We start from the raw sequence: 13,190 nt of genomic DNA, 5'->3' as shown, positions 1-13,190 counted from the left end.
ATCTCGTATCTTATGTCTCACTTCTATTATTTTAGAATTCCCATTTAGTTTTAACTTTATCCCAGAATACTGGGTCTCTATCAAAAATCACTTCAGTCAATTTTGAAGTAGCATTTGGGTTCAAGCTACCCTCTTGTGAAGGATAAGGTAAACGCAAAGCATATTGTCTTGGTGGTTTAATGATTGGATTATTAACTGTAGATGGGAAACCAGTACGACGCATCGCATTCCAGATTTCCATACCTTGACCCCATGAAGAGTACCAAAGTTGTTTCAATACTACATTTAATTTAGCTGTATTTGAAGGAGCAGCATCATATAAACTTAATTGAGCAGCAACATACGCATCAATAGCAGCAGTAGAAGGAGCAACTGCATTTGCAGCATCAACTTTCAAACCTAAAGCACTCACACGTGAGATATGTTCTCTTATTGCTGCTTCAAAAAGTGCTTTTGCATCACCTGTTGCACCAGCATCTAATATCGCTTCAATTTGGTAATATTTCATATTATTGCTGGTAATTAAAGGCCAGATACCATTTCCAGAACCTCTACCACCAGTCAATGCTCTTGCAGCTACACTTCTACCGCCATATAATCCACCAGCAGGGTAACAACCAGGAGCTGTACGTAACGCACCATCTTGAGGTACACCAGTATTATCTCCTCTATCACGTCCAAAGAATCCAGCAATATATGCTTTATCAGCAGCAGATGGAGCAGCACCAAATGTTGCTTCCCATTTAGCCAAGAACGCTGGTTTTAATACTAAGTATGTTCCACCGTAAGGGATTGTACCTCTATCTGTTGGGTTACTAGGGTCTAACACAGTACTTGTTTGACGGTAGAAATAGAAATCCAAACGTGGGTCTTTATTGAAAATCATTTCTTCCATCAATTGATGAGCTGGGTAAGAAAATCCGTTGTCTGCCAAATATGCAGATTGGAACCAAGGATGACGACCTTCAGGAGAAGATGCAGTGCTGAAATTATAAGTAAAATCATCAGCAGACGAAGTAATATAACCACCCGCTGCAATAGCTGCAGTTAAATCAGCATTTCCTGTTGAACGACCTTTACGAGAATTCAATAACAAACGAATCTTTACAGATTTAGCAAATTTCGTCCATTTAGTTAAATTTCCACCATACATAAAATCAGCAGAAGCAGATAATGCTTCAGCAGATGGTTTAGCTAAATTGGCAACCGCTTCGTCACAAAGCTTAATTAAAGCTTCATAAATATCCGAATCTTTGTCAAATTTTGGAGTAGTTATTGCAGTTTCAGCATTTCCTTTCCAAGCTTCGCTGTAAGGGCAGTCACCAAATGTATCCACAAAATTACCCATTGCAAATGCTTTCAATGCTTGAGCAACCCCTAAGTATTTAGGGCTATTTGCACTTGCATTGATAATTGCTTCAACGTTATTCATGTTACGATAGAAGCCATTCCAAGTACCATTATAAGATTGATTGTTCAAATCAAAATTATCAGCACTACTTAATAAACCTGAAAATCCCATTGCATTATCATTAACCGCTGTTACCGCATTAATTACGGCAAGTTCAGCAGTTGGCAATAATAATTTTGCAGAAGCAACTGTCGGGCTATTTGGATCTTTGTTAATTTCCAACTCAGTCAGGTCACAAGCACTTAGCAAGCTGATAAGCCCCGTAGTAATTACTACCTTTGATATATATTTTAATTTCATTTCTATTTACGATTTTTGGTTTGATACTAATCTCTTAGCGTAAAGGTTAAATAAAGATACTTTTCAACCTTTGATTCAATATTTAGTAAATTTGGAATCTTTCTGCTAAAAATTAATAAAAATTAGAACGACACAGATAAGTTAATACCATAACGACGAGTTGATGGTGCTGCACCTAAGTCAAAACCTTGAACGTTTGAATCAGCAAAGTTTGATAAAACTTCTGGGTCAAAGTTTAAGCCTGTTAACATATTAGGTGATTTAAACCATAAGTTTCTACCCGAACCTGAAATTCTTAAACCACCAATAAATGGTAATGTTTTTTTCAAGAAAGCTTTAGGAACATTGTATCCTAATGAAACTTCACGTAAACGAATAGTAGTAATATCATAAATATTTGTTTCGTCAGCACCGTAAGCACCAAATCCATTTGAGAAATGAGATTGGAACGCAGTCATTGGAATTGTATTTTTGATTTCTTTACCTGATTCGTCAAGTAATGGCTTGTATGTTTGAGGGTCACCCAATACACCTGGGATTACACGCATACCTTCACGATCTTCAGAGAATTTTAATTGACCTCTCAATAATAATGAAGCTGCAGTAGCAGAGAACATACTTCCACCAGCACGGTAGTCCATCAAAGCAGAAAGTGTAAATCCTTTGAAAGTAAATGTATTTGTCCAACCAACTGTATATTTAGGAGCAGGATTAGCCAAAATTTCTGAATTTGGACTTTGCAATGGTAAGCCAGTTGTTGGGCTAATCAATATATTTCCTTGGTCATCACGGGCATTTTTAGAACCATAAATCATACCGAAAGGAAAACCATTACGGTGCATTGTACCTGTTGATGATAGACCTGTACCACCTAAGAATAACTCACCACTTGGACCAGCATCAACTACTTCTGAACGAAGACGAGTATAAGCAATAAATGAATTCCAAGTAAAACCATTATTCAATTTGATTGGAACTAAGTTCAAACCTAACTCAATACCTTTATTGATAATTTTACCAGCATTTGTTGCTTTATAATCAAAACCTGAAGATGTTGGGATACGTGCAGTTACAATCAAATCAGTTGAAACACGATTGAAGTATGCAAGGTCAACACCAATTCTGTTTTTGAAGAATTGTAATTCAGTTCCTAATTCATATTCAGTTGTAAACTCAGGTTTTAATGTAGCATTACTCAAAGTTGTTGGCAATGCAGTTGCTGAGATTGGAGAAGCATTAAAATACTGAACAGCAAAGTTATAAGAAGTAAATACTTGATATGGGTCAGCATCTTTACCAACTTTAGCGATGTTAGCACGAATTTTACCAAAGCTCAAGATATTAGTTGGTAATTTAAACGCTTCAGTAAAGATAAATGAACCACTTACTGAAGGATACATATAACTGTTGTTTGCTTTAGGTAATGTTGAAGAGTGGTCATTACGTATAGTAGCAGTTAAGAATGCGTAATTGTTATACGATGCACCATATTCAGCAAAGAAACCATACAAACGTCTTCTACTTTGGTATTCACTTGCAAACTGAGAGTTAGTACCGCCAACAATTAATAAGTTAGGGTCGATAACTGTTTGCCCAAGTACACTGCTAAAGTTTTTATATCTTTGGTTAGCATTGAAACCAGCCAATAAACGCATGTTTATTTTTTCTGTGATATCTTTTTGAGCAGAAGCTAAGAAAGTAAAATCTAATTCAGTATTTGTAATATCTCTACGTTTTACTTGACCTAATGGAACAGTGTTACCACCCGGACGGAACACGTCTCTACGAGTTTCTGAATAAGTGTTAATACCACCTTTAGCAGTCAAGTTTAACCAAGGAGCTACGTCATAAGTCAACGCCATATTTCCAAATACACGGTTTACTTTACTTGTGTAAGTATTGTATTTAGCTGTCCAAAGTGGATTGTCCAAGGCACGATAGAAAACGTTATCACCAGTAACAGGGTTTTCAAATGGATACCCATTCAAATCATAGTTACGTGGTAAATAGAACAAACGACTATAAATTGAACCACCAGCAGCCAAACCACCGTAATCAGCATAATATCCAGCACCTGATTGTGGAGAAGCTTGATTTGTACTTACATAGTTAACATTACCGCTCAAGTTAAGCTTGTTAGCTAAGGTAGCATTACCACCAAAGTTTAAAGTAGTACGATCTGAGTTTGAACCAGGAATAATACCTTGGTTTGTCATGCGTGAAGCACCTGCACTGATAGTTGTTGTATTACCAGTAGAACTAATATTGAAACTATTTTCAATCACATTACCACGACGGAAAAATCCACCAATGATATCGTGTGGTACAAGTTCAACTCCAATTGCTTTACCATTGGCATCTAATAATTCAGGGAACGCAGCTTTATAACGAGCAGCACCATAAGCAACACCAACTAATGGATGAGGAACTTGTCCTGCTGGATATGCTCCATCAATAGTTTTTGAATAACGTTCAAACCCTAAAGCTTGGTTGATTCTATCAACTGCCGCAGGGAATGCGGAACCCCAGTTACCGATAAATCCACCGTTATACGTTTGGTTTGAACCTTGCGTATAAGAATCTTGATAATCTGGAATTGTTGAGATTTTTTCAGTAGAATAAGATGAGTTGTAAGTTACTTCTAATCCTTTTTTGGCATTTTTACTACCAGCTTTAGTTGTAATAACAACCACACCGTTAGCTGCACGTGAACCATAAAGAGCAGAAGCAGCAGCACCTTTCAAAATTGTCATTGACTCTACGTTGTTAGGGTCAATATCATAAGCACGGTTTGAAGTTACAGTATTCGTATTGAAACCATCAGTAGCATTCACTGAGTTATCAAAAGGAATACCATCAACAACGAACAAAGGTTGGTTATTTCCAGAGAAAGAGTTTGCACCACGAATTGTGATACGAGTTGCTTGTCCTGGAGCTCCACCACCCGAAATAATGTTTACACCTGGTACTTTACCATTCAATGCACGCAAAGCATCTGGCTCCGAACGTTGTTGAAGTGATTCAGCGTTTACATTTGAAACGGCATAAGCTAATGCTTTTTTCTCACGTTGGATACCAATTGCAGTAACAACAACTTCAGAAAGTTGTTTTGTGTCTGCTCCTAATGATACGTTAAGAACCGATTGGCTACCCAATTTGTACTCTTGGGTATTCATACCTACAAAACTGAATACTAAAGTACTGCCAGCAGGTGCTTCAATGGAGTAGTTACCCTCTACATCAGTCTGAGAACCTTTTGAAGTACCTTTTACTTGTACCGAAACACCCGGTAATCCTGAGCCATCGTCTGATGACGTAACTTTACCAGTAATCTTCTTGCCTTGAGCCATTATAGCGAAGGACATGATGACACCCAGCAAACTAAGAAGTAGATTCTTCTTCATGTACATTTTAGTTTAGGTTATTAAATTATAATTAATTGATACAAAAATACTTATTTTACATAAACAATAAAACAGTACTTCTGTACTTTCTTGAATTAAACATATAACATTTTTTATAATTGACGAAATAAAATTACCTTTTTTTGCAATATTCATAATATAGTTATTTTTTATATAAAATAAATACAATACTTATAGGATGTTCTACATATAATACTATACACCAAATATACTATTGCATTTACATCAATATACCTAATTATTAATCATGCAAGAAGCGTATAATTAAGTAATTTTAACTATAAGCTAAAAAAAACAAAAATTCTTGAAAAAATCCAATTATAAGTAGGCGATTTTTAGTATGCACGACTACTATTTTTGTAATTAAACTAGATAAAAAAGCAACTATCATCTATATCATTTTAAAAAGTATCGACAAAACATGAATAATATTTCTGAGCAAAAAAAAGTACTCATAAAAAAACTTCAAGAAATTAATAGCAGAGAGGCTTGCTTAAAGTTTTTTGTACTTTTACAAGAACTCATAGAAGTCACAAACATTGACATTGATGACCCCAGAATTGCTTTCTCGGTTAGAAAGGACAAGGGGATTACTGCAAATATCAACTTTTATGCTGCTTTAAAACTATACCGCCAAAATGGTATTTGGATAGAACTCATGTTTTCAAAAAGAGACCAACAACTATTTAATAAATATAAGGAAATCAAATTAATGACCCTTGCCGATAGCTCTGATTTTGTTTCTGTGAAAATCCCTTTTGAATATAAACGTATCCTCGATGACACTAAAATAATGAGTGCGTGGCAGCATTGCCTAGAAGAACTGAAAGCAACGGCTGCTTCGAGTATGAAAAAAGAGCATCATAATCATTATATGTATCAAATCGCAGAAAATGAAGGTCTCCGAAATGAATTATTTTGGGAAATTGCTAATCCAAATAAAGAATATAGTTTCGAAAATCAATCAAATCATTTTGCTGAACAAGAAACGAATTATGAACCTAAACTCAATATTCCTTTAAATTTAATCTACTTTGGACCGCCTGGAACGGGAAAAACTTTTGAGGTTCAAAAACTCTCTCATTTAGTCGATTATCATTTTATCACATTTCATCAATCGTATAGTTATGAGGAGTTTATCGAGGGAATTCGTCCGACAATAAAAAATGGTCAAGTAAATTATGAAATAGCAAAAGGCTTATTTTATCAATCTTGTTTGGCTGCTTTACAAAAAGCAGGCTACAATTCATTTGAAGATTGTTTGGAAGATACCGTTGAAAATAGAGAACAAAATTTTAATACTGCGGGAAGCCAATTATTAGTAATCGACGAAATAAATCGGGCTAATATTTCAAAAGTTTTTGGTGAACTCATTACATTAATTGAAGATAACAAAAGATTAGGAGCAAAAAATGAGCTTTGGCTCACACTCCCCTACTCAAAAGAATGTTTTGGCATACCTGCTAATTTACATATCGTCGGCACAATGAACACGACCGACCGCTCAATTGCACTGTTAGATTTGGCATTGAGGCGAAGATTTGAGTTCAAAGAAATGATACCACAATTACACTTACTTCAAGATATAGAAGACCTGAGTTTAGAGAAACTTCTGACAAAAATTAACCAACGAATCGAATTTTTGATTGACCGTGAACATTGTATTGGTCATGCATATTTATTTGATTGTCAATCAATTATAAGCTTATGTAGTATGTTTTCTTCCAAAATCATTCCGTTATTACAAGAATATTTCAATAACGATTGGGAGAAAATTAGACTTGTAATTGGTAATGAAATAATTGGTAGAGAATCGATTAAAACAAAAGATGTTTTCGGAACAATTTTGGATGAATATGAAGATGAAGTTTATAAATATTTTATTCATCCAGATTTAGTGTTGGGTAAAATTAATAAAGATGTCTTTGCGAGAATTTATCAATAAATTTTAGCAAAACTGTGGCACATCCAATTAATAAGAAAATGCCACAGTTTTAAAGTTTTTCACGCAAAATGTTCTTTTATAATAGCAAAAATATCTTTTATTGGTAATGGATTGACTCCAGATTTCTGATTGACAATGCTAATATTTGCAGCCCGTTTCCAGTGCCACATCAAATCCCGATAAGCATTCCAAAGATAATATTTGGGGTCATAAATATGACCTGGGTCGGAACTAACACCATTCAATTCCATTATTTTAATATTTTTCCCTAAATACAAATCTTCAATACTCGAAACTTTCAAATCAAAACGACCGTAGAAAAACCCATCAAAACTTTCAGAAATTTTTGCAAAAACTGCATCTAACTCACTATTGAGCAAGTAATTAGCGTTTACAAACTTGGTTCCTCGACAATGATTACCAATTGGTTCGAGCAAACGATTTTCATCAACTGCTAAAATTTCTTGTATGCCAATACCTAATTTTTGTTTCAAAGATTCCAGTTGAAATCTAGCACGAGTATTTTGCAAAATAAGTTCTTCAATGGTCGATTTTCCATCACCAGTAACAGTCAAAAATTCTTTTCGTGTTATTGATGACACTTTTCCTAATTTTTCATTGGGCATACGACTAAAAAGTACGCCAAATTCTATCGAATACGTAACAAATTCTTGAATTAAATAATCAGCTTTAGTCAATAAATGGTACTGTCTTAATTCTTCTTCAGAATGAATTTTTGCCACTGCATTTCCTCTTTCACCAACATTGGGTTTAGCAATTATTGGATAAGTCAAATTATTGATAATCAACAATTTACATACTTCATCAAATGGTATATCGAAGCGAATAAAAATAGTTTTTGCTAAATAATCAGGAGAAATGTTTTTCAAAATTTCAGTTTTATGTTCACCATAAAAGCCTCCTGCTTCAATTCCTGGATTAACCGCCGTAAAAAAAGTCAATGATTTAGCTCGAACAGCCTGCAAAAGCCAATAAGGAGTCATTGGTAAATAAAATAACCACCAAGGCCAATATTCGTAATTGAAAACTTTTACCCAAAACAAAGGTATTCGCATGATTTTCTTTAAAATTATAATATACAAACTTATTTCTTTGGCAACATTTCTGAAACTATTTTTAGCACTTTTGCTCGGTTGAAAATCACTACAATTAAGCAGCAAAAGAACGTAATCAAAGCCATAATAAAAAGCTGTCCACCGTCATTTTCGACTTCAATTCCTAAAATTGTCAAGTGCGATACAATTGCACCTGACATCACACCCAAACCCATTATTGCCCCCAACCAAGCAGTTGAAGGAATCAGCAATAAAATGGATGCGATTAATTCGGCAATACCCGAACCAATGCGTCCGAAAGGTTCAATTCCGAGTGTTGAAAAAATATAAACACTTTCTGGTTGGGCTGTAAACTTGAAATATAATGTTTGTAGCATAATTAATGCTGCCACGATTCGAGCTATTGATTGTAAGTTTTTCATTTTGAAAAGAGTTATTCGGTCAATGATTAATTTTTTGGGGCTTATTTAAAAAACTTTGTCCAGTTAATATCTGCTTGTTTTTTCAGTTTTGTTTCTTCTTTGTTCCAATCATCCAAAGTATTTGAGAAGAAATTTCTATAAAATAAATTCAAAGTACCATTCACTATTTTGAAGTTTTCTGGGTCAACTTCTACTTTTTCACCTTTCGCTCCCATTGCATAAGCACACCAACCACCATAAGCAGGTTCATATTTAACAGGCATTTTTTTGAAAGTTTCTAGATTTGCTTCAGAAATAAATTTATACGTCACACCACCATAATTGAAAGCTATTTTCCCCTTCTGTGGTTTTGCCATTTTCTGCCCCGAAGAAAAATAACTTACTGGGTCATAACCACTTAGTGCGATTCCTTTTTCTAATAGAAAATTTTTCTGACGGAGGGCAGTATTTGCCCCATCTTGTGCTTGCGTAGCAAAAGCTATCAGCATCAAAAATAACATTACTTTTTTCATTGATTATATTTGTTTTATGTCACAAAAGTAATGGTTGAAGCAAAAATGAAATGTCGGTAAAATGACCAATTTAAACAAAAACTTTTATCGCTTGAATAACTGCCAATGAAATAAAAAAATATCCCATAATACGGTTAACGGAGTAACATCGCAAAAGTTTTTTTATTCGTTCGTTGTAGTAATGAGATAAATAAGCAAATAAGAACAAGAGGGCAAAAGCTCCTATTCCTGTACCTAGAATAAATGCGTATTTTTCGGATAAACTATTGATAACAAAGTATTTACTTAAATAGACCAAAATAAAAAACCAAAAAGGCAACAATTGTGGATTAAGCATTCCAAGGGATAATCCTTTAATAAAGTCAATATTTTTAATAACAGAAGCCTTATTTGTATCAACTATTTTAGTTTCATTTTGGAATAAATTCATTAAACCCATCAACAAAAAAACAGGAATAATTAGCCAATTTAGTACATTAATAATTAGTTGATTATTTTGTAAAAAGAATAGCCCTTTTAAAGCCAAAAAAGAATAAATAAATTCGGGAATACTACCACCAATAGCTACCAAAATTCCTGCGGATAAATTCCGATTGAGTGTTGTTTGAACAACGGCTAAATTTACTGCTCCTATTTGTAAAGAACCCGCAAAACTAATCAACGCTACGAGTAAAAAAATCACAAAATCCATTCGTTATTATTATTTTATTTTCACAAAGTAAGCTTGGTTTTATTAATTAAAAAGTCTGTTTGCCGACATATTTTGACAAAAACTTCTTTATTTTAAATACCTTTGCCAAAAATTATAAAGAATGAAAAAATTGCAAATGGAGGATTTAAACCGCCTCTCAGTAGAAGATTTTAAGGAAACCAACAAACATAATTTTTGCCTTATTCTCGACGATGTTAGAAGTATGAATAATGTAGGTTCTGCTTTCAGAACTGCTGATGCGTTTTTGGTAGAAAAAATTTACTTATGTGGTATAACGGCTAGCCCTCCCCACCGTGAAATTGAAAAAACTGCCCTTGGTTCGACAGAATCAGTTGCGTGGGAATATCGTGAAAACATCATTGAATTGGTCAACCAATTACAGGCTGAAGGCTATGTAGTTTTGGCGGTCGAGCAAGTAGAAAACAGTTTAAAGCTAAATGATTTTATGCCAGAAACAAATCAAAAGTATGCTTTTATATTCGGAAATGAGGTTTTTGGAGTCAATCAGACAATAGTAGAAATGGCTAATAATTGCTTAGAAGTACCTCAATTTGGCACAAAACACTCATTGAATATCTCTGTAACGGTCGGAATTATTTGTTGGGATTTTGTTAGCAAGCAATTAAAAACAAAGTAAAAACACAAAATCAGTAAACAGTCAAGAAAATTTCAAACTGCTTACTGATTTTAAAAAACGATAATTAAGCTCCTTCAAATTGTCTCAAAAATCTAACATCATTTTCAAAGAAAAGGCGTAAATCTTTGATTCCATATCGAAGCATTGTGATACGCTCAATGCCCATTCCAAAGGCAAAACCTGTATATTCTTCTGGGTCAATACCACTATTTATTAAAACATTTGGGTCAACCATTCCCGAACCTGCAATTTCTACCCAACCCGAATGTTTACAAATATTACACCCTGAACCTTTACAAATAAAGCACGAAATATCAATTTCAGCACTTGGTTCGGTAAATGGAAAATAACTCGGACGAAGACGAATCTTTGTGTCTTTGTCGAACATCTCCTTCGCAAAATGATATAATGTATCTTTTAAATCTTTAAAACTTACTTTTTTATCAACATAAAGACCTTCAATTTGATGAAATTGGCAGTGGGCTCTCGCCGATATAGCTTCATTTCTATAAACTCTCCCAATCATTAATGAGCGGATTGGCGGTTTTTTATGCTCCATCAACCGAACTTGCACATTTGAGGTATGCGTACGCAAAAGTACATCGTCTTTTTGTACATCTTTCTTTTCAACAAAAAAAGTGTCTTGCATTTCACGTGCTGGATGATCTTCAGGAAAATTCAAAGCGGTGAAATTGTACCAATCAGTTTCTACTTCTGGACCATCTTCATGACTAAAACCCATGCGAGCAAAAATTTCTAGCACTCGTTGACGAGTCAATGTAAGTGGGTGAATCGTTCCAGCAAAATTTGGTGCAACAGGTAAAGTCAAATCAAGTCCACGACTATTATTTGACTCATCTGCTCCTTGCTCTAATGCTTCAGTAAAACTTTTTAGTTGTAGTTCAGCTAAGTTTTTTAATTTATTAAGCTCTTGTCCAACCGCTCTTTTTTGATCATTAGCTACTGTTTTAAATTCCTCAAAAAGGTCATTTAAAATTCCTTTTCGGCTAATATATTTTATCCGAAACTTTTCTAAGTCATCTTTGCTGCTAACTGCAACTGAGTTTACTTCGTCAAATAATGCTTGTATCTTGTCTAACACAGTAATACCGTTTAATAAATTTTGGCACAAAGATATAAATAATGTCAGAATCTGCCATAAATTTACTTCGTAAATAAGTAAAAACTATACCAAAACTAGGGTATTTGCTAATACGTATTTTTACGCATTTTGTAAGGTGTTTTTACTGTTAATAATGAAGGAATAAAACACAAATAACTTATAATCAACTACTTATACACTATTTCTGTTTTACACATTATTTGCTAAGTTATATTTTTGGGGTTATGTTTGTTTAATCAAACATTCCAAAGAAATATGAAAGCAATAACTAATACATCCAATTGTAATGCTATTGAAAAAGTTAATTTTAACAAAAGACAAATTAAATTACATTTTTCAAATAGTTTAGTCAGGATTCCTATTGAAAAAATTATTAGACTGGAAGGCGATTGTAATTATACAGTTGTATATACGCAAAACAAAAAATATGTTTCGGCCCGTACGCTTAAACATTACCAAGGCATTTTGGATGAAAATTTTTTTATAAGGGTTCATAAATCTCACATTGTTAATATTCGTTTTGTGAAGGGTGTTGATATTCAAGCAAATAGTAGTGAGATTGCTTTTGATGAAGGTAAAAATATTGAAATATCTCGCCGAAAGGTAAAAGAAGTTGTTGAGAAATTTGAAGTTTATAATAAAGCTTAATGAATGCTTTCAATAGCATTTTTGATAAAGATTACTGGTATTATATTTTTTTCATAATACTTTTTAGTGGTTAGGTGATCAATAAAGCAACCGTCCATTTGGGTGGTTGCTTTTTGCATAATTAGTCCACAATTTTATACAACTTTTTGGCTTTGACTCGAGCCATAGCATTGAAATGCCACCATTCGCTTTCAATCTTCATATATCCTGTTTTTTCCATTGCTTCACGTAAAACAAGTCTATTTGTAAGTTGCTCTTGCGAAAGCTGACCAGATTTCAGCATTACTTTTTCCAATCTTGGATAAGCTAAATCGCCAAAAAAATCATATTTTGTTCCCATATCCAAAGGCTTTTTTGTCATTATATCATAAACTGTTAGGTCAACGGCCGAACCAAAATTATGAATTGAAGCGATGACTGGATTTGCAACAAAATCTTCTCGTTTATTAGGCGGAATACTATCTAGCAAATTCCAAAAAGTATGTTGAACCGTTAATGGACGAGCGGCATCATAAACCAACAAACGATAATTTGGGTATTTTTTTTGTAAGATATTACTCGCTTTTACCAACATTTCGGCTGGTTTTTGTTGTAAATATGCTCTTTCCAATGCTCCATAAACATCAGTATGTACAAAGTTATCGGTCGTAGAATATTTCAATTCAACCATAATCGTCGAATCAAGTGATTGAATATTAACTAATCCTTGTGCAATCATCCGCTGCTCAATTTCTGGAATAATTGTTTCTTTTTTCGCAACAACGGTATCTTTTTTACTTACTACTGAATCAACTTTTTTTAGTTCATTTTGAATTTTATTTTGACATGCTGAAGCAAAAAGCATCAATAATAATATAGTATTTGGCAGTAAAAATTGCTTTTTAAGTGGCATTTGTGGCAATAATTTCAACATCATTCTATCAATATTCGTATAAATATCGTGGTTTATCCTTAAATTAGCCACAAATCTAAACTTAAA

At 33.8% G+C, this 13,190-nt stretch carries 11 protein-coding genes; 3 read left to right on the top strand and 8 right to left on the bottom strand.

From position 1 onward, the window contains the following. Nucleotides 1-31: 31 nt before the first annotated feature. Both MJQ71_RS01980 and MJQ71_RS01975 read right to left on the bottom strand, forming a co-directional pair. Nucleotides 32-1,711, bottom strand: coding sequence for a SusD/RagB family nutrient-binding outer membrane lipoprotein (locus MJQ71_RS01980; protein ID WP_238804042.1), 1,680 nt, complete (start codon nt 1,709-1,711; stop codon nt 32-34). Between the two features lie 122 nt (nt 1,712-1,833). Further along, nucleotides 1,834-5,115 (bottom strand): SusC/RagA family TonB-linked outer membrane protein, encoded by a 3,282-nt coding sequence (locus tag MJQ71_RS01975; RefSeq protein WP_238804041.1) that lies wholly within the window; start codon nt 5,113-5,115, stop codon nt 1,834-1,836. 442 nt (nt 5,116-5,557) lie between these two features. Here MJQ71_RS01975 and MJQ71_RS01970 point away from each other — a divergent pair, with 442 nt between their 5' ends. Continuing rightward, entirely contained in the window at nt 5,558-7,081 is a 1,524-nt protein-coding gene (locus tag MJQ71_RS01970) for an McrB family protein (RefSeq protein ID WP_238804040.1), read from the top strand. A 59-nt stretch (nt 7,082-7,140) separates the two neighbouring features. Here MJQ71_RS01970 and MJQ71_RS01965 read toward each other — a convergent pair whose 3' ends face one another. The 4 genes from MJQ71_RS01965 to MJQ71_RS01950 all read right to left on the bottom strand — a co-directional run bounded on the left by MJQ71_RS01965 (nt 7,141) and on the right by MJQ71_RS01950 (nt 9,773). After that, a complete protein-coding gene (locus MJQ71_RS01965) occupies nt 7,141-8,157 on the bottom strand; it encodes an ATP-grasp domain-containing protein (protein WP_238804039.1) in 1,017 nt (338 codons plus the stop codon). A 29-nt stretch (nt 8,158-8,186) separates the two neighbouring features. Then, a complete protein-coding gene (locus MJQ71_RS01960; protein ID WP_238804038.1) occupies nt 8,187-8,579 on the bottom strand; it encodes a DoxX family membrane protein in 393 nt (130 codons plus the stop codon). 41 nt (nt 8,580-8,620) lie between these two features. Next, complete coding sequence (locus tag MJQ71_RS01955) at nt 8,621-9,091, bottom strand: YHS domain-containing (seleno)protein (protein WP_238804037.1); 471 nt, start codon at nt 9,089-9,091, stop codon at nt 8,621-8,623. Between the two features lie 70 nt (nt 9,092-9,161). Then, complete coding sequence (locus MJQ71_RS01950) at nt 9,162-9,773, bottom strand: LysE family translocator (RefSeq protein WP_238804036.1); 612 nt, start codon at nt 9,771-9,773, stop codon at nt 9,162-9,164. A 130-nt stretch (nt 9,774-9,903) separates the two neighbouring features. Between MJQ71_RS01950 and MJQ71_RS01945 the strand changes: the two genes are divergently transcribed. Next, nucleotides 9,904-10,440 carry an RNA methyltransferase gene (locus tag MJQ71_RS01945; protein WP_238804035.1) on the top strand — a complete coding sequence of 179 codons (537 nt, stop codon included), beginning with the start codon at nt 9,904-9,906 and terminating at the stop codon, nt 10,438-10,440. 64 nt (nt 10,441-10,504) lie between these two features. On the opposite strand, the gene pheS is transcribed toward MJQ71_RS01945, so the two are convergent. Beyond that, on the bottom strand, nt 10,505-11,542 hold the full coding sequence (gene pheS, locus MJQ71_RS01940; RefSeq protein WP_238804034.1) for a phenylalanine--tRNA ligase subunit alpha: 1,038 nt from the start codon (nt 11,540-11,542) through the stop codon (nt 10,505-10,507). Nucleotides 11,543-11,818: 276 nt separating this feature from the next. Here pheS and MJQ71_RS01935 point away from each other — a divergent pair, with 276 nt between their 5' ends. Then, a complete protein-coding gene (locus MJQ71_RS01935; protein WP_238804033.1) occupies nt 11,819-12,211 on the top strand; it encodes a LytR/AlgR family response regulator transcription factor in 393 nt (130 codons plus the stop codon). Between the two features lie 121 nt (nt 12,212-12,332). Here the strand turns inward: MJQ71_RS01935 and MJQ71_RS01930 are convergent, their stop codons facing one another. After that, nucleotides 12,333-13,175: a M15 family metallopeptidase gene (locus MJQ71_RS01930; RefSeq protein ID WP_238804032.1), complete on the bottom strand. Its 843-nt coding sequence runs from the start codon at nt 13,173-13,175 to the stop codon at nt 12,333-12,335. Nucleotides 13,176-13,190 lie beyond the last annotated feature (15 nt).

Source organism: Emticicia aquatica (genome assembly GCF_923079645.1).
GTDB classification, from domain to species: Bacteria; Bacteroidota; Bacteroidia; order Cytophagales; family Spirosomataceae; genus Emticicia; species Emticicia aquatica.
Note: the sequence above shows the minus strand (reverse complement) of the source record. Positions and strands in the feature narration are given on the sequence as shown.

Excerpts from the sequence above, each read along its gene's own strand:
- MJQ71_RS01980 (WP_238804042.1), bottom strand. The coding sequence starts at position 1,711 with ATGAAATTAAAATATATATCAAAGGTAGTAATTACTACGGGGCTTATC.
- MJQ71_RS01975 (WP_238804041.1), bottom strand. The coding sequence starts at position 5,115 with ATGAAGAAGAATCTACTTCTTAGTTTGCTGGGTGTCATCATGTCCTTC.
- MJQ71_RS01970 (WP_238804040.1), top strand. The coding sequence starts at position 5,558 with ATGAATAATATTTCTGAGCAAAAAAAAGTACTCATAAAAAAACTTCAA.
- MJQ71_RS01965 (WP_238804039.1), bottom strand. The coding sequence starts at position 8,157 with ATGCGAATACCTTTGTTTTGGGTAAAAGTTTTCAATTACGAATATTGG.
- MJQ71_RS01960 (WP_238804038.1), bottom strand. The coding sequence starts at position 8,579 with ATGAAAAACTTACAATCAATAGCTCGAATCGTGGCAGCATTAATTATG.
- MJQ71_RS01955 (WP_238804037.1), bottom strand. The coding sequence starts at position 9,091 with ATGAAAAAAGTAATGTTATTTTTGATGCTGATAGCTTTTGCTACGCAA.
- MJQ71_RS01945 (WP_238804035.1), top strand. The coding sequence starts at position 9,904 with ATGAAAAAATTGCAAATGGAGGATTTAAACCGCCTCTCAGTAGAAGAT.
- MJQ71_RS01935 (WP_238804033.1), top strand. The coding sequence starts at position 11,819 with ATGAAAGCAATAACTAATACATCCAATTGTAATGCTATTGAAAAAGTT.